This is a genomic window from Hahella chejuensis KCTC 2396 (assembly GCF_000012985.1).
In the GTDB taxonomy this organism is placed as follows: Bacteria; Pseudomonadota; Gammaproteobacteria; order Pseudomonadales; family Oleiphilaceae; genus Hahella; species Hahella chejuensis.
In genome coordinates this window covers 4,918,803-4,943,107 of sequence record NC_007645.1, presented here as the reverse complement: position 1 = coordinate 4,943,107, position 24,305 = coordinate 4,918,803, and the positions used below count along the sequence as shown (strand labels likewise).

Genomic DNA, 24,305 nt, shown 5'->3' with positions numbered 1-24,305 from the left:
CTGTTAACCAGGATCACACAATTAGATAACAAAGATCGCAAACCAAGATAGAGGGAGTTTATGAGTACACACGAAACCCATCCTGCGCCGGCCGATATTGCAAAAAACGCATGGGCCGACAAAGAGACCTACTTGCGCATGTATCAGGAGTCCATCGAGGACCCGGAAGGTTTCTGGAGGCAGCATGGAACGCGAATCGACTGGATCAAGCCTTACAGCCAAGTTAAAGACGTCGACTACTCACAGCAGAACCTGCACATCCGCTGGTTCCACGACGGTACATTGAACGCCTGTTATAACTGTCTTGATCGCCACCTGCCGCAACGCGCGCAGCAGACCGCCATCATCTGGGAAGGCGATGACCCCGCCGATGACGCCAAAATCACTTATCAAGAGCTCTACGACAAGGTTTGCAAACTGTCCAACGCACTCAAGGACATGGGAGTCAAAAAAGGCGACGTAGTCACCATCTACATGCCGATGATTCCTGAAGCCGCCATGGCGATGCTGGCCTGCGCCCGGATTGGCGCGCCGCACTCAGTGGTGTTCGGCGGTTTTTCGCCGGAAGCGCTGGCCGGACGCATTGAGGACTGCAAGTCGCGCTTTGTCATCACGGCGGATGAGGGCGTGCGCGGCGGACGCATTGTGCCATTGAAGAAGAATGTCGACGCCGCCGCGGAAATCACCGCCGGCAAAGGCGCGGAAGTGGATAAAGTGCTGGTGGTCAAACGCACCGGCAATGCGGTGAACTGGAGCGAAGGTCGCGACGTCTGGTATCACGACGCCGTCGCCAATGCGTCAACGGACTGCCCGCCGGAAGAAATGTCGGCGGAAGATCCGCTGTTCATCCTTTATACCTCCGGCTCCACCGGCAAGCCTAAAGGCGTGCTGCACACCACCGGCGGCTACATGGTTTACGCCTCCATGACGCACCAGTACGTGTTTGACTATAAAGACGGCGATATCTACTGGTGCACCGCGGACGTGGGCTGGATCACCGGTCACAGCTACATCGTGTACGGACCGTTGGCGAATGGCGCCGTCACGCTGATGTTTGAAGGCGTGCCGAACTATCCTGACGCCTCACGCTGCTGGCAAGTGGTGGATAAGCACAACGTTAATATTTTCTATACTGCGCCAACCGCGATTCGCGCGCTCATGCGTCTGGGGGACGACCCTGTCGTCAAAAGTTCCCGTAAAACACTGAAACTGCTCGGTACTGTCGGCGAGCCGATCAATCCAGAAGCCTGGGATTGGTATTACGATGTGGTCGGAGAAAAACGTTGCCCCATCGTCGATACCTGGTGGCAAACCGAGACCGGCGGCATTCTGATCACGCCGCTGCCGGGCGCCACCGCGTTGAAACCGGGCTCCGCCACGCTGCCGTTCTTTGGCGTCAAGCCTGCGCTGGTGGATAACGAAGGCGCGCTATTGGACGGCGCCGTGTCCGGCAACCTGGTGCTGCTGGACAGCTGGCCAGGACAGATGCGCACGGTGTACGGCGATCATCAGCGCTTTGTGCAGACCTATTTCTCCAGCTATCCCGGTATGTATTTCACCGGAGACGGCGCCCGTCGCGACGAAGACGGTTACTACTGGATCACGGGGCGGGTGGACGACGTACTGAACGTTTCCGGTCACCGACTAGGCACCGCTGAAGTGGAAAGTGCGCTGGTGGAACATGATGCGGTCTCCGAAGCCGCCGTAGTGGGCTTCCCTCACGACGTCAAAGGGCAGGGCATATACGCCTATGTCACCCTGGGCGTAGGCTTCGAGCCTTCCGATACCTTGCTGGATGAGTTGAAGCAGATGGTGCGCAAGGAAATTGGTCCCATTGCGACGCCGGACGTGATTCAGTTCTCGCCAGGCCTGCCGAAGACCCGCTCCGGTAAAATCATGCGTCGCATTCTGCGTAAGATTGCTGCGGACGAGACGGATTCCCTGGGGGATACCTCCACACTGGCGGACCCCTCGGTTGTGGACGATCTGATCAGTAATCGCGTCAGAGCCTGATCCTGGCGTCTGATATGACAACACAGCCCCTCCGCCGTCAGGCGCGAGGGGCTTTTTTTGTTACCGCCGGATAATCCGGGCTAGAATAGCCGCCTGTTTTTGTTGAACTGTCCACCGGAACAATCGCCTATGCGCACTTTCAAGCTGTACGGAACTCTGGGCTGCCATTTATGCGATCTGGCGGAAGAAGTGATCAACGATGTGCTGGAAGCCAATCCTGACGCATTGAACTTTATTACCCTTGCAAAGGTCGATATCAGCGATAGCGATGATCTGATGACGGCCTACGCTGAACGTATTCCGGTGCTCGCCTGCGCGGAGACCCAGGCCGAATTGGCCTGGCCGTTTGATCATCAGGCGTTTGTGAATTTTCTGAATCAGAACCTGAGGTAAAGATGCTGATTGTTGTGTCTCCAGCCAAAACGCTGGATTACGAAACCCCCGTACCCACTACTGAGAATACACAGCCGAGATTTCTTCCGCAGAGCGCCGAGCTGGTGGATATCCTCAAGCAAAAAGAGCCCTGGCGTCTGAGCGAACTGATGGGCGTCAGCGATGAATTGGCGACGCTGAACGCCAACCGCTATCAATCCTGGTCGCTGCCGTTCAATGAAGACAACGCCAGACAAGCGCTGTTCGCTTTCAAGGGGGATGTGTACACCGGGCTCGACGCCTACAGCCTGGAGCAGGACGCCATAAGCGCTGCCCAGCGACAGCTGCGCATACTGTCCGGCCTGTATGGCGTTTTGCGTCCCTTGGATCTGATGCAGCCTTATCGCTTGGAGATGGGAACCCGTCTGCAAAATGCTAAAGGCGCAAACCTGTATCGTTTCTGGGGCGATACCCTGACGCAGTCGCTCAACGAAGAAGTGCGGGAGACGGGGGCGGATGTGCTGATTAACCTCGCCTCTAACGAATACTACAAGGCGGTGAATGAGAAGAAACTGGCCGTGCCGGTAATTACGCCGATGTTCCTGGATATGAAAGGCGGTAAGTATAAAGTCGTCAGTTTCTGGGCGAAAAAGGCGCGGGGAATGATGACCCGCTACATACTGCAAAACCGATTACAGCGCCCGGAAGAGATCAAAAACTTTGATACGGACGGCTATAGCTATAATCCGGCGCTCTCCGACGGCGCGCAGTGGGCGTTTACCCGGGATCACTGAGCAAGGCGTTCGGGGCGTCGCCTGGGAAATAACGATACTTATTAACCAGGCAGATAAATAGCTTCCTTCTATTTGTCTGCAACGACAGGGCCCGCACATGTCAGGCCCTGTCTCCCGCGGCTGGCCGCCGCGCAGGCGCATCCATGCGCCTGAGTATTAACATGCTAATATCATTGCCATATTAATAATGACATGGGTTGATCCACGTGAGTGCAAACACCAGCAAACCTAAACGAGAAATACTCTTTACCCTGATCTCCGTGATAATCGCCGTCGCGGTGGGGCTGACTGGCGTCGAGTTCGCTCTGGGCTACCTGTCAAAACAGGCCGCCGGCAGTGAAAAAATGGAACCGGGACTCCTGCAATACGACGCTCAACTAGGCTGGCGGCTGGCGCGAAGCTGGAGCGGAATTCACGAGCACCAGGACTTCAAGGTGCAGTATCAGACTAACCCTCTGGGGCTGCGCACGCCCGTGTCTACTTTGTCGGCGGATAAAAAAGTGGCGGTGGTGGGCGATAGCTTTGCCTTCGGGCTGGGGGTTAATGACGGAGAGACCTTTACGGATCTGTGAACGAGCGCAGCCCGGAGTGGCGTTTCGCCAATTTTGGAACGCCTGGCTATAGTACCGACCAACAATTGCTGCTGTACCGGGACTTGGTGAGCAAATTCAAACCCACCAAGACATTATTGGTGGTGTATCTTGGCAATGATCTGTTGGACAACCGTCTGGCGTACCCATTGCAGGCGATATACGGTAAGCCATTTTACTCTTTGAACAACGGTGAGCTTGAGCTGAATAATACGCCGGTACCGCAAGCCCCGAAGCCTGCGGCCTATCCTTACACCTTCACCAGCGAGATGACCCGAGGCCTACCTGAAGCCGGCTGGAAAAGCAGTTTACGCGCCTTGCATATAGGCCAGCGGATATTGGCCTTGGTGGATGATCCTGAGCAATACCGCTCCCATTTCGCTGAAAAGTTTGAACCGGATTTACAGCTCATGCAGGCGTTGGTCAGCGCCATGCGCAAAGAAGCGGAAAACGTCGGCGAAGGCGATGACGCATTCATGGTCGCCTTGCTGCCGGGGCGCTCTTATATCGCTCAGACCCGTTCATTGCCGGCTTACTATCAGGAGTTTGTTCGCGGGGCTCTGAAGCAGAGGTTTGAAGCGATGGGCGTACCGGTTCTGGACGTGGCGGCGGAGCTGAGTGCGCAGGCGCAGCAGGGTGGGGGGGATTGGTATCATCCAAATGAAGGACACTTCACACCCGCCGGCCATAAAGTGGTTGCGGATCTCCTTTGGAAGAGCCTGCAGGGGCGGTTGCAATAACAAATTAGGTGGTGGGCTATATAACATTAAGCTTTAGGCGGCCCGGTTCTTTGTCTGTTTACTTATTAACCTTGCTGCGTATAATGGGCCCCGAATTTGGGAGGAGAAACTTATGTCCGTTGAGCAGTTTGAAAACCTGAGCCTGGTGATTTTAATTTCGGTGTTGGTCGGCTTTATGGCCTTCATCATTTATGATTTGGCCAAGCGCTCCAAAGCAGGCAAATTCGGCACTTTTATCTTGTTCACTGCTTTGGGACTGGGTGTACTGGGTTTTGTAATCAAAACCGTTCTGGTTGAAGTGTTGAACGTATAGTCAGGCTGACATTTTCAAAAAAGCCGCCCCGGAGAGATCCGCGGCGGCTTTTTTAATGGCCTGATAATCTGTCTGAAAGAGAGGATAGCGCAAGCGGGATGGGTCAGCAGGACTCGCGCACCACCAGTTGCGCTGTCAGCAATCGGTTGTTGCTGGTGTCGCCTTTCAGAACCGCCTGTGCGGCCAAACGGCCTTTGGCGACGCTGGGCTGGTGGACGGTGGTCAGGCTGGGGCGCCAGTGAGCGGCGTCCGGGATATCGTCGAACCCAACGATTTTAACGTCGTCCGGGACTTTGAAGCCCAGGTCCAGGCTGGCCTGAATCGCAGCCAGAGCGAGGCGGTCGCTCATACACAGCAGAATGCGGGGACGCGGGCTGGCGGACAAGGCTTCGCGGGCAGCCTGATAGCCGTTCTGGAAATTGCTGTCGGGAGTGTGCCAGATCATATCCGGCCGGATACTCCGGTCCATGGCTTCGGCCGCCGCCAGATAGCCGTTGAGGCGGCGCCTTGAAATCGATATCTCATCGCTAAACATTTCGGCGTCTTTAACACGCCGCACTTCATTTATGTTAAGCAGTCGCAAACCGATTATGGCCGCTTCGCCGTCTGAACGCCTGAAGGCGTGCTCCGCGCTTTCGCGAGCGCCGCTGAAATTATCCACATTGATGGAGGCATGGCTCTCGCCGAGGTCAAAGTCGACGGTAATCAGCGTTTTCTGTTGCTGGAGAATGCGCTCTACGATGCTTTCGTCATTGGGGCGGCCGTACATAATAAATGCGTCGGGTACGGACTCAATGGAGCGGTGCTTGTAATAATCCGCGCGGGTAGGCAGCAGGAACATGTTGACGCCATTGCTGTCGAATACCTCGGCGACGCCTTGTAGAAACTGACTGGCGACTGGATCAGTAAAGTTAAAATGCAGCCGATCCGCCACCATGACGCCAATAATGCCGCTGGTGCCGCGACGCAGGCTGGCGGCTGTGGCGTTAGGGCCGTTATAGCCCAGTCGCAAACATTCTTTGAGGATATGGCTCCTCAGCTTGGCCGATAGTTGGTCCGGCCGATTATAAGCGTTGGATATGGTCGCGGTTGATACACCCAGCTCCGACGCCACATCTTTCAAGGTCAATTTCTTCACTGTTGCTCCTTGTTATTCGTCGCCGTCGTCCGGCAGGTTTTAATAAACATTCCACTTCCTTGTATGTTGATGAGTCCGGTTCGGCCCCTCGTGAGGGCATACGGATAAACAGAGGGTCCTGCCGCGCAAGGGGTGCAGCGCGACATGGTGGCATAGGGAGTCTAATTGGCTGGAAATTTATGTCTACTAATTTTGCGGTAAAAATTAGGTATTTTTACGTAAAAGGAGAATAGGTGGGTCGATTTATGCAGATAGACTTGTATTGTGGGAAAATTGTTAACGAGTGTTCACTTTTTTATAAGGCTGAATATAATGCGCCTCCCTTTTGTTGTTCTCCCTATTTTCGGGGAGGTTCCTTTGTAGTTTTGGGTTGATCCCATCAAGGTAATATTTTCATGAAGTCTTTTGTTGTTAATGCGCTGGCTGTCGCAGCCCTGTCAGTTTCCTGTATGTCTGTTCAAGCGGAAGAAATTCAAGACTCCCGCAGCCTGTATTTTGCTTTGACTGGCGGTATGACTTTTGGCGGCGACGAGTTGGTTCAGGTTGATGATGTAGGCGGTCTCGACGATATCCGTGCTGGCGGCCTGTTTAATATGGGGCTGGGCGCATACTGGCAATCAGCTTCCCAGCCGGTTGCAGCGCAAGTTACCCTAAACTATCAATTTGACTATGCTGACGCTAAGAATGCTGATGCTACCTTTGACCGTATGCCTATCGAAGCCGTTGTTTATTACACTGGCGTGGATAAATGGCGCTTTGGCGCTGGCGTACGCTACATTGCCAGCCCGGAAGTCGAGATAGAGGGTGGTGGGAGCAAGTTGACGGCTGAGTTGGACCCCAGCATTGGTTTTGTTGTTGAAGCCGGATACTTCATTTCATCCAATGTCATACTGAACGTGCGTGGCGTGGCGGAAAAGTATGAGGTCGACTCTGTGAATGTGAATGGCTATCGCTTTGATTCTATCGAGGGCGCCAAGAAAGAGTTCAGCGGTAACCACATTGGCTTTAACGTGGTCGCACTGTTCTAATTAGCTGCAAGCCAGTTCTCGTGTGAGTAAGCCTCCCGCCGCAAGGCCGGAGGCTTTTCTTTTATATAGGGGCTGTCCGCCAGTGTTTATATTTTTCTCTTCTCTTCTCTTCTCTTCTCCTGCCTCAACTCGACTATAAGTCCAATTCAAGGCTGGTCTTGGTTCTTCAATACCATTTTTGTTGACCAATAAGACCACTTTTTCTCCCAGATAGACTTGGTGATCTTCAGCCTGCAACTTTCGGCGTGATAGGGACACTAACGCCGAATGATTGAAATCTAAAGCATTGTCACGCTATGCAATTGTTCACACAAATTGACTAGGCTCTTGGGCGGATTGTCTTGCCAGGGGGAATCCCTACACTGGTATGCGCCTTAGTACGTCGCATGCATACCTGTTAGAAAAAACAGAAGACAACAGTTAAGCAATTTAAATACCAAAAAACTACCATACGAGAAGATAGGAACTAGTTATCATTTTTATGGTATCTAAATGGTATTTTTAAATTGACTGAAAGTCTCAAATAGGTATTATCTGGTATATGAAAGCATTTCCTTGCGCTTTTTTGTGATTTGCCGCTTACGGATATTGTGAGGAATACATAGGGCAATGCGACCTGATTTTCGGAGAGAAAAAGGAAAATTTAAAAGAGGTTCCGAAAAAGGGGCGACTGTATAAGTCCGGGTTGGATTGCGTTATGAAAGCGCTTTCGTTCAGTGATGGATTGTGTAGCGTCGGCTGATGGGCGAACGGGAGAAAAGCTCTGGTTGATGAGGCTTCATAGATGAAGCCTGCGCCGGAGTTGCGCCGATTGTGATCGTTAAGATGGCGAACGGACTTTTCCTACTTCTAATAACGAATCGATAACCTTAGGACGATCCTATGTATATGGACAAAAAACACAGCAAATCCGGCTTTATGAAGACCGCGCTCTGTGCGGGCCTCATCGCCGCATCCCAGGCCTCCTGGGGCGTTGAATGCACCCAGGTGTCCGGCGCCTGGCGGGATGGCGGAAATTACTCCGCCGGTCAGTATGTCACTTATAACTCCGGCATTTACTCCGCTTTAGTAAACCACACTGCTCATCTGGGCGCTGGCTGGACGCCGGCGGTCGGTTCATTGTGGCGTTACGAAGAGCCGGATCATTGTGATGGCGGTGGCGACACCGGTGGAGATAACGGCGGTGACTCTGGCGGCGATAATGGGGGCGACACCGGCGGTGACAATGGTGGCGATAGCGGCGGAGATACTGGCGGTGACTCTGGCGGTGATAACGGAGGCGACACTGGTGGTGATAGCGGTGGAGACACTGGAGGCGATGACACCGGCGGCGGCAACAACAACGGCGGCGATGATTGCGACGCCAGTGCGCCCGCCTGGAACTCCGCCACCGTTTATACCCAAGGTAAGGAAGTCTTCCACAAAGGCGCTGTTTACAAGGCTAAATGGTGGACGCAAGGCGATGAGCCCGGCGCCAGCGAATGGGGGCCATGGGAATTGGTGGATGCGTCCGGCTGCCCTGGCGATGGCGGGGATAACGGAGGCGACGACGGCGGTGACAATGGCGATGGCGGAGATAATGGAGACGGCGGCGACAATGGCTCCGATGATCCGATCGACACCACTGGCTGGCCGAAGCCATTGATGGAGAACAACAAGCCCTATCAGAACACTACAGGCAGTGTCGTCGGCACATACTTTGTAGAGTGGGGCGTCTACGGCCGCAACTTCCCGGTCGAGAAAATACCCGCGCAGAACCTGACTCATTTGCTTTACGCGTTTATCGCCGTGTGCGGACCGAATGAATCTTTGCGTCAGGCCAACCCGCAAGGCCACTCCGTTTTGATGAACGAGTGTAGCGACCAGGCTGACTACACAGTCACCATCCACGACCGTTTCGCGGCGCTCGAGAAGAGCTATCCCGGCGACAAGTGGGATGACCCCATGCGCGGTAACTTCGGTCAGTTGAGACGTCTGAAGAAAACCAACCCTGACATCACAATCCTGCCCTCTATTGGCGGCTGGACTTTGTCTGATCCATTCTTCTACTTCGCCAACGACGCGCAGAAGCGCGCGGTGTTCGTCGACTCGGTGGTCGACTTCCTGAAGACCTACAAGTTCTTTGACGGCGTTGATATCGACTGGGAATACCCTGGCGGTGGTGGAGCCAACACGGGGCTGGGCTCGCCTCAGGACCGCGACGGCTACGCGGAGCTGATGCGTGACCTGCGCGCAGCGCTGGATACGCTGGAAGCGGAAACCGGCAGAGAATACCAGTTAACTTCGGCGGTAGGGGCCGCGCCAAGCAAGATTGACTCCGTGAACTACTCCACTGCGGTGCAGTACATGGATTACGTCTTCGCTATGACGTACGACTACTACGGCGGCTGGAACGATCAACTGGGTCATCAGACTGGCCTGTATGCAGGCGATCATGAGATCCACGAAGGCTTCAGCTCCGACGCCACTATCAATAACCTGATGAGCGCTGGCGTGCCCGCCAACAAACTGGTGTTGGGCGCAGCCATGTACGGCCGCGGCTGGAAAGGCGTCACGGGTGGAACGGAAACCGACCCATTCGCGGGAACCGGCGGCGGTAAGCATGCTGGCACCTGGGAAGACGGCGTATTGGATTACCGCGCCATTGAGCAGAAGTTCCTGGGCGGCGCCAACGGTCAGGGCATCGACGGCTACAAGTATTTCTACGATGAAAAGGCGCAAGCGCCATTCTTGTGGAACTTCTCTAATGGCTCGTTGATCACCTACGATAACGCCCGCTCGGTCAAAGCCAAAGGCGAATATGTGCGCGACAAAGGTCTCGCCGGCATATTCACCTGGGAAGTCGATGCGGATAACGGAAATATCCTCAACGCCGTTCATGAAGGTTTGGGACATCCGCAACAGTAGCCCTTGTTGGGGGTAGAATCGGCACTACCCCCTTTTTTTACCAATGACGGTTTTTACTAACGACGGTTTCTACTAATGACTGTTTTGACTAGTGACGATTTTAACTAGAGACAGTTTTAACCACGGATGGTTTTAACAAGCAGTGAAGGTTGTAGCTAAATCATCACTGACTTAGATCAAGTAGTAGCCGTAACGCTAAACCGGATGGGCTAAGCCCCCATCCGGTTTCCAAAGGACAGCGATGAGATCGCGTGCGGTAATCAACATTTTTTCGGATAAACGCTAACCCGGCATTGACTGCCTTTGTCCATCGAGTGAAAAATGAAAACGCTTTCATGCAAAAGAGTGGTAAGTCAGCGCATTTTTCCTTTTGGAAGAGCTGAAGCGTCTATCCGAAAAAGTGCTCTGGTTTCTCCATTCAAAAAACCAATAAATAAGGAGAACTCGATGAACAAGAAACACTGGCCGGTTTCCGCGCTAATGACGGCGTCCATCGTCGTCGCGGGTTGCGGCAGTTTCGTCGCCAATGCGGAGGTCCCGGAAGGGGTCTATCAGATTAAATCCAAAAAAAGCGGTTTATGCCTGGATGTATGGAGCGGGTCCCCCGAGCAGGCGGCGCGCATCGTCCAATGGCAGTGCCACGACGGCAATAATCAGCGCTGGAAAATTACGCCTGCAGGCGGCGGTAATTACCGTTTGCTGGCCATGCACAGTGGTCTGGCGATGGATGTGGAATCCGCCTCCACTGCAAACGGGGCAGGGCTACAGCAGTGGCCGGATAACGGCTCCGGGGCGCAGCGCTTCAAATTTGAAGATCTCGGCAATAATGAATTTCGCATCATCAACAGCGGCAGCGGCAAATCCCTGGATATTGAAGAAGCCAGCGTTGAGCCGGGGGTCAGGTTGCAGCAATGGGACTGGAACAGCGGCGATCATCAGCGCTTTTATCTTTTGACCGATGGCGGACCCACACCTCCTGGAGCGTCCATTCCAGGCAAGATAGAAGCCGAAGATTACAGTGCATTCTCCGACACCACGGCAGGCAATACTGGCGGCGGCTACCGTCAGGATGATGTGGATATCGAAGCGACGGCGGATCAGGACGGCGGCTTCAATGTCGGCTGGACGGCCCCTGGCGAATACCTGCGCTATAACCTGAACGCCGCCGAATCCGGCGACTATAAAGTCACCTTAAGGGTCGCTTCCATTTATGCCGGCAAGCAGTTGGCGGTGAAACTGGATGGGGCTGACGTGAGCGGCGCGCTTGCCGTGCCCAACACGGGCGGCTGGCAAAACTGGGCGGACATCGGCTTCAATGCAAACCTGTCGGCGGGCGCGCATCAGTTGGAAGTCGCTTTCCTGACTGATGGCGTTAACCTGAATTACATCAACTTCGCCAAAGGCGATGGTCCCACAGACCCTACCGATCCGCCAGGCTGGACGCTGGTATGGCGGGATGAGTTCAATGGCGACAGCATCGACACGGGCAAGTGGGAACATGAAGTTAACGGCAATGGCGGCGGCAATAACGAGCTGCAGTACTACACGGCGCGTCAGCAAAACTCTTGGGTGTCTGGCGGCAAGTTGCACATTCAGGCGCTGAAAGAGCGCTACACCGGACCCGAAGGGACCCGTGATTACACCTCCGCCCGTCTACGCACGCTCAACAAAGGCGACTGGAAATACGGCCGTTTTGAAATCCGCGCCAAGCTGCCATGGGGACAAGGCATGTGGCCGGCCATCTGGATGTTGCCGACGGACTGGGTCTATGGCGGCTGGGCGGCCAGCGGCGAGATCGACATCATGGAGGCGGTCAACCTGAAAGGGGCCGGCGGCAATAATATCTACGGCACGCTGCATTATGGCGGCGAGTGGCCCAACAATACCCACACCGGCGATCACATGGCGCCTTCCTCCAGCGTGGTGGATCAGTTCCACACCTACGCGCTGGAGTGGGAGGAAAATGAAATTCGCTGGTATATCGACGGCGTCCATTATCAGACGCAAAACAGCTGGTACTCCACGGCGGCGCCTTATCCCGCGCCCTATAACCAACGCTTCCATATGATTCTGAACCTTGCCGTGGGCGGTAACTGGCCGGGCAATCCGGATGGATCAACCGTGTTCCCCCAGTCGATGGAAGTGGATTACGTGAGGGTGTACCGCAAAAACTGAGGAAAACGACTTTCCTCAGTATGGACCGATTAAGACAGTATCTCGTTAACAACAAGAAAGCCTCCGCCGCGGCTTCGGTCGCCGGCGGGGCTAAAACCGCGGCCCGCCTGTTTGCAGTTAGGGTTGGTCGGCACAGCGTTCGGCACTGAATAGATAACAACAATGTGTAACAACGCAACGCCTCCCAGGGCATATAAAGGAGAACGTTCTTATGACATACCGAGGAAATCAAACCCGCCTGAAGCGTTTATCTCTGTGTGTGGCCATGCTGGCCGCAATGCAGGCGCAAAACGCCATGGCGGAAACTCTGCATGCCGCTGCGGCGCCCACTGGCTTCGATGCGCGACAGTCGGCGCAGACGGTGTCCGAATTGGGGGTGACCTGGCAAGTGACGGACAATCTGCAGGACAGCTATAACAGCTTTCTGGCGGACTTGACCATTCATAACCGCGGCGCCGCGGACCTGGAAGCGTCCGGGTGGACCATCTATTTCAACTTTGTACGCGACGTATTGGCGGTGACGCCTTCGGATCAATTCAATGTCGAGCACATCAACGGCGACTTTTTCAAGCTTACTCCGGCGGCGGGCTTCACTGGCCTGAAAGCGGGAGAGTCCCTCAAGATTCAACTTAAGGCCAGCTTCTGGGCGATCAGTAAATCCGACGCCCCAGCTGGCTTCTATATCGTTAAGAACGACGGCGCCGGCGGCCAAAGCGTGGAGGCGATCACTGACGTGACGCTGGGCGCGCAAACCACGCCGGAGCAAACGCAACGCTTTGATGGCGACAATATGCCGCTGGACACTGCGGAAGTGCGCTTTGAACGCAACCGTCAATATCTGGCTGCGGCGCAGACCGGCCCGGCTCTGCTGCCTACGCCGGCCTCCATGACCGTGAATGAGGCGGAAAGCCTGACGGTGGCGGAGCCGTTCAAACTTTATTTCGATCGTCGCTTCATGCGCGAAGGTCGCTATCTGCAAAGCCAACTGCAGGCGCTGGGCGTACCGGTGGAAGTGGTGCGCCGTTGCGCAGACGCGGCTAACGCTATTTGTTTGCAAGGCGCCCAAAACTCAGGGCGCGCGGGTTCCGATGAGAGCTATCAGTTGAGCACCAGCGCCGCTTCCGGTGTTCGCATCGCCGCGGATTCTCCCACGGGTATGTTTTATGGCGTGCAATCGCTGCTGGGCCTGATTCCATTGGATACCTATCAGGGGGGCGGGCTGCCGGTGCGTTTACCGGTAGTGGAGATTTCTGATGCGCCGCGTTTTTCCTACCGGGGCATGCATTTGGATGTGGCGCGACATTTCAGTCAGCCTGAAAGCGTCAAAAAGCTCATCGACGTGATGGCGCTGTATAAGCTGAACAAGCTGCATCTGCACCTTTCCGATGATGAAGGCTGGCGTCTGGAAATTCCCGGCCTGCCTGAACTGACTTCCGTCGGGGGTAAGCGGGGACATTCTGAGAACGAACTGGATAATCTGGTTCCGTCATTTGGCTCAGGGCCTTTTGCTGACAGCAATAATGGCTCCGGCTATTTCTCTCGTCGGCAGTATATTGAGCTGCTGCGCTACGCCGCCGAGCGCCATATCGAAGTAGTGCCGGAATTCGATCTGCCCGGACACGCCAGGGCGGCGATCAAGTCCATGGAGGCTCGCGCCAAGCACTTCGCTGAGGCGGGCAAACCCTATCAGGGACGCAACTTTCTGTTGAGCGATCCGGAGGATAAATCGGAATACAAGTCCGTGCAGGGCTGGAAAGACAACGTGATCAACCCCTGTATGCCAACCACCTATTTCTTCATTGACAAAGTGGTCGGCGAAGTGTCGCGGATGTATCGTCAGGCCGGTTTGCGCATGCCTGCTTTCCACGTGGGGGCGGATGAAGTTCCAGCCGGAGTCTGGAAGAAATCTCCTGCCTGTACCCGCATGTTCGGTTCTGAGGAGCTGAGTGCGGACGAAGTGGAAACGCTGAATCGCTTCTTTAACGCTACGGTGACCGGCATCGTCGCTGCGCATGGGACCAAGATCGCCGGCTGGGAAGAGTTGGCGTTTATGCACGAAGACGGCGGCAAAGTCGTCAATCCGCACTTTGTCGGCGGCATCATGATTCCATACGTCTGGAACAACGTGTGGGGCTGGGGCACGGAGGACAACGCCTACAAACTGGCTAACGCCGGTTATCCTGTTGTGCTGGCCAACGCCACCAACCTGTATTTCGATCTGGCCTATCAAAAAGCCCCGGAAGAACCCGGCTATTACTGGGCTGGCTTTGTGGACACCCGTCGCGTGTATGAATTTACGCCGATGGATGTATTCAAAGCCGCGTGGGTGGACCGTATGGGCAACCCGCTGACGGATGATATGTGGAATGACCGCACCCGTCTGGCGGCGGATAAGCAGGACATGATTCTCGGCGTACAGGGCGAACTGTGGAGCGAGAACGTGAAGACGGAATCGGACCTGTTCTATCTGGCGCTGCCTAAATTGCTGGGCCTGGCGGAGAGAGCCTGGTCGCCGCAACCGGATTGGGCGAATGAGGCGGATCAGGCGCAGCGTCTGAGTGGTCTTAACCAGGCCTGGAGCGGATTCGCCGCGCGCGTGGGCGCCTATGATCTGAAGCGTCTGGACAGCTGGAACGGCGGCTATGACTTCCGCGTGCCGCCTCCTGGCGCCAGGGTGGCTGACGGCATGCTGGAAGCGAACCTGTCCTTCCCCGGTCTGGAGATCCGTTACACCCTGGACGGTTCCGAGCCGACTACCGAATCGCCACTGTATGACGGACCTGTGGCCGTCAGCGGCGGCGTTAAACTCAAAACTTTTACCCCTTCGGGTCGCGCCAGCCGCACAGTTGAACTGAACTAGCCGCGGATTGGTAACTCTTGACCTACACTCCGGAGTTTTTGCTGGGAACTCCGGGGTGTCTTTTTCTCACTTGCGCGGGCTTTTATTCAGGCGGACAATGTCTGTTCCGGATCAATAACAGGCTGCAGTAGGCGTACGAATAGGGCGCGGTATTCGGATAAGAAACAACCCTGCCACGGAGGTCCTATGAGCAAGCAAGTGAAACCCATTCCAGACGGTTTTCATTCCGTCACACCCTATCTCATTATCAAAGGAGCGGCCGACGCTCTGGCGTTTTACAAACGCGCTTTCGGCGCGGAAGAAACTCTCCGCATCAATGGTCCCAACGGCTCCATCGGACACGCGGAAATACAGATCGGCGACTCCCGCATCATGCTGGCCGATGAATTCCCCGACATGCAGTGCCTCAGCCCTCAGACACTTGGAGGCAGCCCGGTCAGTCTGATGTTGTACGTTCCCGATGTCGACGCCACCTTCGCCAAGGCATTAGCCGCCGGCGCCAAAGTGCGTACTCAGATAGAGGATAAATTTTACGGCGACCGCAGCGGTAGCCTGGAAGACCCTTTTGGTCATGTCTGGCATATCGCCACCCATGTTGAAGACTTCAGTGAGCAAGAGCTGATGGAACGGGCGAAGAAATTTATGGAAAGCCAAAGCTGATTCGCTCTGCTGGTTCGCCGGAACTCCTGCGCGATGGATTTCGGCGCTGACGGGCCCCTGAGGGCCCTGATCAATAAAGTGGGTAGCGCAAAGTACTAGCTGTTCTCGACCCGGAAGCCGACTTTCAGGCAGACCTGAAAATGGCCGACTTCGCCGTTGACGATATGGCCGCGGGTTTCCGTGACTTCAAACCATTCAAGATGATTAATGGTGCGGGAGCACTCTCGTATGGCGTTTTGAATGGCTTCATCGATGCTGTTCTTGGATGAACCGACAACTTCCACTTTCTTGTAGGTATGATGATCTGACATGTGAACTCTCCTTTGTTTCTTTGACGGACGCTCCCTCGTCAGTGTAGCAAGAAATGCCCTGGCTTAAATGTCTTCGTCGGAACGGCTTGCTTCCGCCTGTTCGGACATCTTCATCATCAGCGCCATGTTTAGGTCGCGGTCGAAGTTCTCGCAGCAGGCTTCCGTGCGGATTTTGCATTGTCCGCTCGCAGATTCGTAATTCAGCTCATAGCCGGTTTTTTCGCCATGCTCGGAGCAGACCATGTCGCCCAGGGTTTCCTGGTAGGCGTTGACCAGAAAGTCTTCCGCTGCGCTTCTGTCTTCATCCTGGCGAAACTCTTCCACACTGACTTCCACGCCGTCCACTTTGTATTTAACGTTGCTCATAATTCTGAACCCTTTGATGTTGTGGGCTGCAAGGATAAACCCTAAGCGTTTTGGTTTGAAGGCTTGATCTTGGTGGAGAGGGAGGTGAGAAAGGGATGCGGAAAACGCATTGCTCAAGGCGAAACGACTTCATCAGGAGGCGAATCCAGAGGGATGACCCTGCGCTGCGACAAGTTCAGTTCAGCAAGGTCTTCTCCCCAGTATTTCTCGATTAAACGGTCTATCAAACCGCTGCTGCGTGCGCGTTCCATGCTGTTTGTCATGGCGTCCACATGGGCTTTGGCGTCATGGGAAAGATAGAAATAGAAGTCGCTTTGATATTGCAGCAACAGGTTTTTCTCAATATCCAGGCCGGGATATTTATGTGACTCGCGGATAATTTCGTTGGCCCCCCGGGGGAAATAGTCGATGCCGCGATTTCCCTGCGCCAGCGGGCGGAAGGCGGCGGTCCAGTCGCCGTCGAAAACCATCACTGGCAGGCGATTGTGTTCCCAGACCTGTCGGTCGTACCAGGTTTTGCCGATGGCTGCTACTTTATCGAGGGCGCGAAAACTGTCCAGGTCGCGGACTTGATCATAAACAGCCTGACGGCCTTCGGGGATCAGAAGCACGCGTTTGCTGATCAATCCATTGGTAATGGGGACCGGGACGCGGGTGTAATCGGCATCGCGCTCCGCCGTAGGCAGCATCCAGGCGATAGTGACGTCGCCCTTTTCCAGCATCTGGATCACTCGCTTTTGGGGATATGGCGGGGAGGTGATGATTTCGTAGTCGTACCCCGCCTGCGACAGAGCGCTTTCGATCAACTCTCTGTAATAAGCGCCGTCTTTTCCGGCTTCGGCGAAGTGCGCGACTTTTAGTTTAACCGTCTCGTTTTGCGCCCAGGCCGGTAGGGATGTGATGACGGCCAACAGGCACAACAGGCCGGTCAGGAAGCGCTGTATTAGAAAAAGTATGTGGCTCAATTAATATGCCTCTACGCGTCAATACCGGGACCCTCCTTTGACAACATCCCTTGTTGGCGGCTGGATCAGGGGCTGATGATTCCCTCAAAGCATTATTCACTGATGGACACAGAGAATACTGCGCATCGATTATTATTAACATGGCAATGATATTGCCATGTTAATCACCAGGCGCATGGACGCGCCTGCGCGGCGACAAGCCGCGGGAGACCGGGCCTGACATGCGCCAGCCTTGTCGTTTCAGGTAAATAGAAGGAAGCTATTTGTCCGCCTGATTAATAAGTTTAGCAGGCGATGGGAATATTTCCGGGCGGCGAATCAAGCTGGGTGCGCTGCGTAGGGCGCGTATCGATAGTACTTGGGGGTGACGCAGATGCGCGCGTGCAGCCAGGACACGCCAAGGCCGGCGGTGCTGAGCCAGACGGGATGCTCGCCAATGCGCGCCAGCGTCTCCCGGGCCAGGTATATCCAGAAGGCTTCAACTTGTTGCGGCGGCGCGTTGTGGATAAAGCGAGCCAAGTGAGCGTAGTCGCACTGTTTCGTCTGCGGACGGGGCGACACCAGTCGAGCGTCCCCGCCCAGATTGTTGAACGCCGTCACCAGATCGGATTGACGAGAGGCGCGAAACGGTTTGGCGAAAGGTCGCCAATCAGGCTGCAAACGCGTGAGCGGACCACTATTGATCAATACGAACTCACATGCCTGGTTCGCATTGGCGACGGACAATGGCGGCGACTCCCAGAAATAGCCCGGACTATCGGCGGAGGCGAAAATTGAGTTGAAGAAGGCCCGGAACGTTGCGTTCTCCTCCAGGCGCCGCAAGGCTTCCAGGTAGCTGAGCGGAGCGCCTTGATGAAACAGGGCGTAACGACGACCGTCATAATGCGCGAGTCGGGTTTCTTCTACGCTGAATGGCGCCATGACGATGATCGGCCTAAGTGGGATACAAGGGCGCAGGCTCGCCCTGGGTATTGGATTCGGCTTTGATCGCCTGTTCGCTGCTCGCTACTAATTTCAGCGCCAACTCGCTTAAATCCGCGTTGGCGGTACTGGCGTTCGGTCCATACAGGTCGCGTTGCAGCTGGTTGAGCGGTTCTCGACTGAGTTCGCGCAGCTGATTGAGCACATGATGAGCGTAGCGTTGCTCCAGGGCGGCTTGTTGCAACCAGCGCGTATACAGGTCCACGAACTTGACGACATCGTTTTTCGCCAGCTTCTTCAATTGGCTCAGCTCGATATGCTGCGCGCCCTGGCGTGGGTGCTCCCGCATGACGGGTTTGACGATAGTAGGCTTTTTCCACCAGGCGTATAACGTGGCCAGCCAGGCGATCAGCAACAGCCCGGACAGGGCGGGCCAGAATACGCCAGCGTCTGAGGGCGCGGCAGTGGGCGTCGACAGCGGTTCAGGCGTTGAGTCCAGGGTTAAGTCGGTATTGTCGTCCGCCAGCGTTGTCTGCGACGGCGCGGTAGGCGTATTGACGATGGCGGATTGAGCGCCAGGGAGTACTGTAATCGTGCGTTCCGGCAGCGTCGCCACCCGCTCTACATCGTTCGTCACATCCCACCAGGGAATGCTGACGGCGGGCAGGGTGTAGGTTCCCGGCTTGATCGCCACCAGGGCCTGGGTTTCCTTGCGCTGGCCGGTAACGCCTGCGGCATGCTCTTCCGTGTCAATACTTTCAGGCTCTGGATAGACTTTGATGCCTTCCGCGCTATCAGTGTTCAGCGGTGGAATCTGCACCCCTTCAATGCCCAGCGCCTGGACGCTGATAGTACGGGTCAGCGAGTCGCCCACTTTGATTTCCCGCGCTGGATCGCTCCACACATCGCGAATGCTAAGGCTTTGCGCCGGCACCCACTGCTTGCCTGAGAAGGACGCTGGCGGCGCTTTTACCTCAATTTCCACCGCAGGGGACTTCTCCTCACTGTAGAAGCGGCGTCCAATGCGACGCTGGATCAGCGTGCCGGTAAAAATCTGCTCAGGTATGACGATCTTGCCCGCCTTCTGCGGGAAGATGACGTATTGACGCTCCACCACGCTGAAGCGGCGGGAGCCGAGGTAACGCGTGTACTCTTTCTGCTTGCCAAGCTGTTTGGCCAGAATGTCCGTATGGTCGGGATGCGTCAGCTCGCCCCGCAGCATATCGTCGCTGTAAAACAGGCGGATAGTGTAGATCAGTTGCTGTTGCACGTAGACGGACTTGTTGTCCACCTCCGCTTCCAGGAAGACGGGTTTTTCTTCTTTCGCCGTCGCCTGCTGGCTGGTGTCGACCACTTTTATGGCGATCGGCTGAGATTCATTGTCTTTGTACTTGACCGCTGGAATCTCAAGATCGCCGCTGCGTTTGGGCAACAGGGTGTAGACCCAGGTAATGACGGAGCTATTCTTGTTGTTCTCTATTTGCACCCGGTAGCTTTGCTGGCGGTCCATGACCTCGAAGTCTTTGTCCAGCTCGCCGACATCCGGCTGTGGTACGGACAGAGTATTCAGGTTAAAGAAGTCCAGAGCGGAGTCGACTTCCAGTTTGCTGGTGATCGTCAGTTGCAGGGATTCATTCTGTCTGACTTCCTGGCGGTCCACGCTGACGTTCAGGCTGTCCTCCGCCCAGGCTCCCAGGCTCAGAACGCATAGCATGAACAGACATAAAATCCGGTTTACAGGAGTTACCATAGGGGTCTACCGCTGTCTTGTTTGGACGAAGAAGGACGCGAGCCTTGTTGATATTGTTGCAGAAACTTTCTGCGCAGCAGGCCGCCGGGATCGTCAGGTATCCTGCGCAGCCATTGCTCCGTCTGCTGGTCCTTCAATGAAATGTTGTCTGATAGGGCGGCGGAAGCATCTTCCGATGGCTCTTTGTCCGGGGCGTCTTCAGGTTCGCCGGCCTGTCCGGCTGTCTGAGCCTCTTTGTCGCCGTCCTTCTTTTCAGCCTCCTGCTGCTCTGCGTCAGCGGCTTTAGATTGGGCGTCCTTGGGATCAGCCTTGTCTTCTTTAACCGCGTTTTGCGCCTGCTCGGCGTTTTTCTGCTCATCCGTATCTTGGGAGGAGGCGTTGTCCTGTTTGTCCGTACTTTGATCTTGCGGTTGCGAAGGTGGTTGTTGCGAAGGATCTCCGCCCTGCTGGCCAGGCTGACCCTGGCTGTCCTGATCTGAGGACTGGCTGTTCTGCTGTTGCGAGTCGGACGAATTTTGCTGCTGATTCTGTTGTTGATCGGCGTTGTTCTGATCCGACTGTTGCTGGTCTTTTTGCGAGTCCTTGCTGTCCTGTCGCTGTTTTTGCTTTTCCAGCTGTTCTTCCAGGCGACGCTTGTTTTCCGCCGCTTCCGCCATATCCGGGTTTCGCTGCAGGGCCTCGTCGTATGCTTTGATCGCTTCTTGATAGCGCTGCTGAAGGGCGAGACTATTACCGCGATTGTAATGGGCCTGCGCCGAATCCAGCTTGCTGAACTCTGCTTCCGCCTTGGCGTAGTCGCCTGCGCGGTAATACGCCGCGCCTTTACCCAGGGCGCTGTTGTAGGCGTTCGCGGCGTCCTCGTATTTATTATCCTGATAGAACTCCCAGCCTCGTTGATCCGGGGTTGACCAAAGGTTATCCCATTCAATGGCGTGAGAGACTTGCGGTTGCGCCAGTAAGACCAACAGACACAACGCGACGCCGGCTTGACGATGTTGCCAGAGCAATAGCGGTATCACGATCAACAGCAGGAGATAGCCTGCGTCATGCCATTGTTCGCCCTGCAGCCTATTATCCTCGTTAGCGTCTTGAAAGTTTTTGGAGTTGGCGTTGGGCAGCAAGCGACGCAAATCTGAACCGTCCAGCGTCATTTTGCTGAAACGGTCGCCGGGGCGTCCAGCGATCTCGCGCATTAGTGCGAAGTTTGGCTTGGCGATGACGACCTGATCGCCCTGCTTGATAAAGCCCCGATTGGGGATGGGGATCGGGCCGCCGTCATCGGCGCCGACCCCTAACACGGAAATGGATACGCCAGCTTTGCTGAGCAGATCATTGATCGGCTGTACGTCCACTTCTTCGACGCCGTCCGTGATCAACAAAATACGGGCGTTGACGGCGCCGGCCTGCTTGATGACATTCAGGGCGCTTTCAATTCCGGCGGCGGCGTTGCTGCCCATTTCAGGCATGATGAACGGGTCCAGCGCAGGCAACATAGCGCGCAGCGTATTGCTGTCTTCCGTCAGCGGCGCGACGACATGGCCGCTGCCGGAAAACGCCACCAGTGCGGTTTGTCCTTCCTTACGAGCGTCCAGCAGGTCGTACACTTTTTGCCTGGCGCGGGTCAGGCGGTTTGGCGTTAAGTCGGTCGCCAGCATGGAAAGAGACAAATCCAACGTGACCACCAGGGCTTCCTGCTTCAAGGTGACAGGCGTTTCCTGTTTTGACCAAGTGGGGCCAGCCAATGCGACGACGGACAAAACCAGAATCAGCGGCCATAGCCAGAAACTGCTGCGCTTAACGGTCTGTGGCGGCGTTTCGCTCAGCGCGGCGAGGAACTCCGGCGGCAATAAGGTGCGCCAGGAGTTTTGCCCGTTTCTGCGATGGCGCATAAGAAACAGTAGCGCCAACAACGCCGGCGCCAGCAATAATAAAGTAGGGCGCAGGAAGTGAAATTGAGTCAGAAACTCCATCATGGCGCCTCCTCCAACTGCGTTGACGCGCTTCGGCGAGACAGCCCGGAGAGAGCGGGGACCAGCCAGCAGAATGCCAGCAAGATGAGAGCGACCAATAGGGGCCCCCAATACCACTCCGTTGTAGGGCGGAAGAATCGTTGTTGCTGTTTGATCGGCTCCAATTGGTTGATGGATTCGTAGATCAACTCCAGTTCACCGGTATTGCGGGCGCGGAAGTATTGCCCGTCTGTCTCGTCGGCGATGCTTTGCAATAAGGTTTCGTCCAGGTCGGCGGAAGGGTTTTCCTTGCGATAGCCGAAAATGCCGCGGCGGATAATTTCATCTGCGCCGACGCCGACAGTATAGATTTTGATGCCGGCGTCGGCGGCCAGTTTGGCGGCTTGTTCGGGGGAGACTTCGCCGCCAGTGTTGGCGCCGTCAGTCAACAGCACCAGCACCCGGGAGTCGGCCGGGCGTTCCCGCAAGCGCTTAATCCCCAGTCCAATGGCGTCCCCGATGGCGGTGGCGTTGCCGGCGATGCCCAGGGTGGCTTCATTCAGCAGTTCGCCTACTGTAACCAGATCGTATGTCAGCGGCGCCTGAATGTAGGGTTGCGCGCCGAACAGAATTAGCCCGAGGCGGTCCCCCTGGCGAACTTGAATAAAGTCGGTGACCACAGACTTCACCACGTCCAGGCGCGTGGCCTGATTGCCTTTCAGTTGCAGGTCGGTTTCCTGCATGCTGGGTGAGATGTCCACCGCCAGCAAAAGGTCGCGGGCTTCATAGTCCATGGGGATGGGCTCGCCCTGCCATTGCGGACGGCAAACCGCCACCACCAACAGGGTCCAGGCCAGCACTTGTAATATCGCGCTCCAGCGGCCGCTCGGCGCGCTGCTCGAACTGGCGTCAGCGCCTTCCAGCACCCGTGCGGCCTGTTGATAGAAAGGAACCCGCAACGCCAGATTACGTCCTTCTTCATTATTCTTCCTGCGCTTCCTGATCAGCCAGGGGAGTGGAAGCGCCAGCAACAGCCAGGGCCAGGCGAGAGTCAGCACCGCAACCTCCTTATCCAGCGCTGCGCGGCTTTATAAGCCGCGTCAGGGGCCAGAGCGGGACGCGGGCTATACAGGCTTTGCAGGTAGGCGTCGATATGATTGTGCTGACTGGCGGGCAGACGTTGCTTCAGAAAAACTCCCCAGGCGTCGCCGGAAAGCGGCAGGGCGGCTTTCAAGCCCAGGGTGCGGCAGTGGCGTTTAAGCACAAGATTGACGTTGGCGAGAAAGTCGCCGGGGCGGCCATGGTCACTGAATTCGCGCCAGTGCTGATCAAGGACGGACAGAGAAGCTTTGGTTCGCTTGTGACGACGATACAGCCATAATCCAAGCCAGATGAGTCCCACCAGCGCAAAAAAACATTCGAGAATCACGAACCACCAACCCCAGGGCAGCGGCCACCAGTCGGCGGGAGAGGGGTCCATGATATCCACCAATTGTATGGATTGCGTCGGGTCCATCAGGCGGCTCCTCGCGCGCCGCTGGAGAACTGCAACTGATGCAGTTTCTCCGCCGGGTCTTCCCAGGTGGAGAGTCGCGCGCAGGCCAGGCCAATCGAAGCGAGTTCCTGCAACAGCTGGTTTTGCCACTGCTCATACTCATTTTTCAGACCTTGAGACAGCCGCTCGTTGCGGGTGTCCAGGTCCAGGTGAGAGTGACCGTCAGTAATGCGAAAAGCGCCGGGCGGCAAGGTTTGCTCTAGCGGATCAAACACCTGGAACGGCAACACCTGACTGTGTCGGCGCAAATCGAATAGCAGGTTCTTGCTGGTGGCGTCGAACTGACGCCAGTCGGAAACAATAAAGCACTGGCTGCCGGGGCGAGCGATGCGGCGTAACTCCAGCAATGCGTCGTTAAAGCTGAACCTGACCTCGCTATGTTGCAGGTTTAGCGCCTGGTTGAACGAGTTGACGCACTCCAGAATACGCAACGCCTGACGGGGATGGCGGGAGGGCTTCAGCGCTTGATGGCCCAGGTGAGAAAACACCAGACCGCCAATACGGTCGCCTTGCGCCAGTCCCGCCCAGGCCAGCAAAGACGCAATTTCCGCCGCCAGCACAGATTTGAAGGCGCGGCGACTGCCGAAAAACAGGCTGATGGACTGATCCACCAATATCAATATGGGGCGTTCAACTTCTTCATGGAAAACTTTGGTGAAAGGGCGGCTGCGTCGGGCAGTGACTTTCCAGTCGATGGAGCGAGGGTCGTCGCCTTCCTGATAAGGTCGATACTCAGCGAAATCCATGCCGCGCCCGCGAAAGCGCGATAAGTGCGCTCCCGCCTGTTGTTGCAGCTTGCGCGGGTCAAAGCGCAAGCTGAGCCGCGCGGCGGCGATACGCAGTTGAATGAGTTCATCCAATTGGCAGTAAACGCGATGTTGATTCATTGTGTCCTGTG

At 55.8% G+C, this 24,305-nt stretch carries 21 protein-coding genes; 11 read left to right on the top strand and 10 right to left on the bottom strand.

The features are described from left to right. Positions 1-60: 60 nt before the first annotated feature. The 6 genes from acs to HCH_RS21520 all read left to right on the top strand — a co-directional run bounded on the left by acs (position 61) and on the right by HCH_RS21520 (position 4,822). Complete coding sequence (gene acs / locus HCH_RS21545) at positions 61-2,013, top strand: acetate--CoA ligase (RefSeq protein WP_011398563.1); 1,953 nt, start codon at positions 61-63, stop codon at positions 2,011-2,013. Between the two features lie 129 nt (positions 2,014-2,142). Then, positions 2,143-2,406, top strand: coding sequence for a glutaredoxin family protein (locus HCH_RS21540; RefSeq protein ID WP_011398562.1), 264 nt, complete (start codon positions 2,143-2,145; stop codon positions 2,404-2,406). Between the two features lie 2 nt (positions 2,407-2,408). Further along, the gene (gene yaaA, locus HCH_RS21535) at positions 2,409-3,179 is read left to right on the top strand and encodes a peroxide stress protein YaaA (RefSeq protein WP_011398561.1); all 771 of its coding nucleotides are present in this window, start codon (positions 2,409-2,411) and stop codon (positions 3,177-3,179) included. Positions 3,180-3,385: 206 nt separating this feature from the next. Continuing rightward, positions 3,386-3,751 carry a hypothetical protein gene (locus HCH_RS21530; protein WP_011398559.1) on the top strand — a complete coding sequence of 122 codons (366 nt, stop codon included), beginning with the start codon at positions 3,386-3,388 and terminating at the stop codon, positions 3,749-3,751. Then, positions 3,748-4,509, top strand: a complete 762-nt coding sequence (locus HCH_RS21525; RefSeq protein ID WP_011398558.1) for an SGNH/GDSL hydrolase family protein — start codon at positions 3,748-3,750, stop codon at positions 4,507-4,509. Before HCH_RS21530 ends, HCH_RS21525 begins: the two co-directional genes overlap by 4 nt. Before the next feature lie 112 nt (positions 4,510-4,621). Next, positions 4,622-4,822 (top strand): DUF2788 domain-containing protein, encoded by a 201-nt coding sequence (locus tag HCH_RS21520; protein WP_011398557.1) that lies wholly within the window; start codon positions 4,622-4,624, stop codon positions 4,820-4,822. A gap of 103 nt (positions 4,823-4,925) precedes the next feature. Here the strand turns inward: HCH_RS21520 and HCH_RS21515 are convergent, their stop codons facing one another. Beyond that, complete coding sequence (locus tag HCH_RS21515) at positions 4,926-5,960, bottom strand: LacI family DNA-binding transcriptional regulator (RefSeq protein ID WP_011398555.1); 1,035 nt, start codon at positions 5,958-5,960, stop codon at positions 4,926-4,928. A gap of 395 nt (positions 5,961-6,355) precedes the next feature. Between HCH_RS21515 and HCH_RS21510 the strand changes: the two genes are divergently transcribed. The 5 genes from HCH_RS21510 (at position 6,356) to HCH_RS21490 (ending at position 15,590) form a co-directional block, all read left to right on the top strand. After that, positions 6,356-6,988, top strand: coding sequence for a hypothetical protein (locus HCH_RS21510; RefSeq protein ID WP_011398554.1), 633 nt, complete (start codon positions 6,356-6,358; stop codon positions 6,986-6,988). Between the two features lie 882 nt (positions 6,989-7,870). Further along, positions 7,871-9,895, top strand: a complete 2,025-nt coding sequence (locus HCH_RS35045; RefSeq protein ID WP_011398552.1) for a glycosyl hydrolase family 18 protein — start codon at positions 7,871-7,873, stop codon at positions 9,893-9,895. Positions 9,896-10,342: 447 nt separating this feature from the next. After that, positions 10,343-12,070, top strand: coding sequence for an RICIN domain-containing protein (locus HCH_RS32645; RefSeq protein WP_011398551.1), 1,728 nt, complete (start codon positions 10,343-10,345; stop codon positions 12,068-12,070). Between the two features lie 211 nt (positions 12,071-12,281). Further along, positions 12,282-14,930, top strand: a complete 2,649-nt coding sequence (locus tag HCH_RS21495; protein WP_011398550.1) for a family 20 glycosylhydrolase — start codon at positions 12,282-12,284, stop codon at positions 14,928-14,930. 186 nt (positions 14,931-15,116) lie between these two features. Continuing rightward, a complete protein-coding gene (locus tag HCH_RS21490; RefSeq protein WP_011398549.1) occupies positions 15,117-15,590 on the top strand; it encodes a VOC family protein in 474 nt (157 codons plus the stop codon). Between the two features lie 95 nt (positions 15,591-15,685). On the opposite strand, the gene HCH_RS21485 is transcribed toward HCH_RS21490, so the two are convergent. From HCH_RS21485 to HCH_RS21445, 9 genes are all read right to left on the bottom strand, one after another. Next, complete coding sequence (locus tag HCH_RS21485) at positions 15,686-15,901, bottom strand: dodecin (protein WP_011398548.1); 216 nt, start codon at positions 15,899-15,901, stop codon at positions 15,686-15,688. 63 nt (positions 15,902-15,964) lie between these two features. After that, positions 15,965-16,267 carry a hypothetical protein gene (locus HCH_RS21480; protein ID WP_011398547.1) on the bottom strand — a complete coding sequence of 101 codons (303 nt, stop codon included), beginning with the start codon at positions 16,265-16,267 and terminating at the stop codon, positions 15,965-15,967. A gap of 113 nt (positions 16,268-16,380) precedes the next feature. After that, a complete protein-coding gene (locus tag HCH_RS21475) occupies positions 16,381-17,232 on the bottom strand; it encodes a substrate-binding periplasmic protein (RefSeq protein ID WP_011398546.1) in 852 nt (283 codons plus the stop codon). A gap of 318 nt (positions 17,233-17,550) precedes the next feature. Continuing rightward, positions 17,551-18,153, bottom strand: a complete 603-nt coding sequence (locus tag HCH_RS32640; protein ID WP_011398545.1) for a DUF6940 family protein — start codon at positions 18,151-18,153, stop codon at positions 17,551-17,553. A gap of 13 nt (positions 18,154-18,166) precedes the next feature. Beyond that, positions 18,167-19,903, bottom strand: coding sequence for a BatD family protein (locus HCH_RS21465; protein ID WP_011398544.1), 1,737 nt, complete (start codon positions 19,901-19,903; stop codon positions 18,167-18,169). Then, positions 19,897-21,876, bottom strand: coding sequence for a VWA domain-containing protein (locus tag HCH_RS21460; RefSeq protein ID WP_011398543.1), 1,980 nt, complete (start codon positions 21,874-21,876; stop codon positions 19,897-19,899). The genes HCH_RS21465 and HCH_RS21460 overlap by 7 nt, the downstream gene beginning before the upstream one ends. Beyond that, positions 21,873-22,910 (bottom strand): vWA domain-containing protein, encoded by a 1,038-nt coding sequence (locus HCH_RS21455; RefSeq protein WP_011398542.1) that lies wholly within the window; start codon positions 22,908-22,910, stop codon positions 21,873-21,875. The genes HCH_RS21460 and HCH_RS21455 overlap by 4 nt, the downstream gene beginning before the upstream one ends. Continuing rightward, complete coding sequence (locus HCH_RS21450; protein WP_011398541.1) at positions 22,904-23,368, bottom strand: DUF4381 domain-containing protein; 465 nt, start codon at positions 23,366-23,368, stop codon at positions 22,904-22,906. Before HCH_RS21450 ends, HCH_RS21455 begins: the two co-directional genes overlap by 7 nt. Next, positions 23,368-24,294, bottom strand: coding sequence for a DUF58 domain-containing protein (locus HCH_RS21445; protein WP_011398540.1), 927 nt, complete (start codon positions 24,292-24,294; stop codon positions 23,368-23,370). Before HCH_RS21445 ends, HCH_RS21450 begins: the two co-directional genes overlap by 1 nt. Positions 24,295-24,305 lie beyond the last annotated feature (11 nt).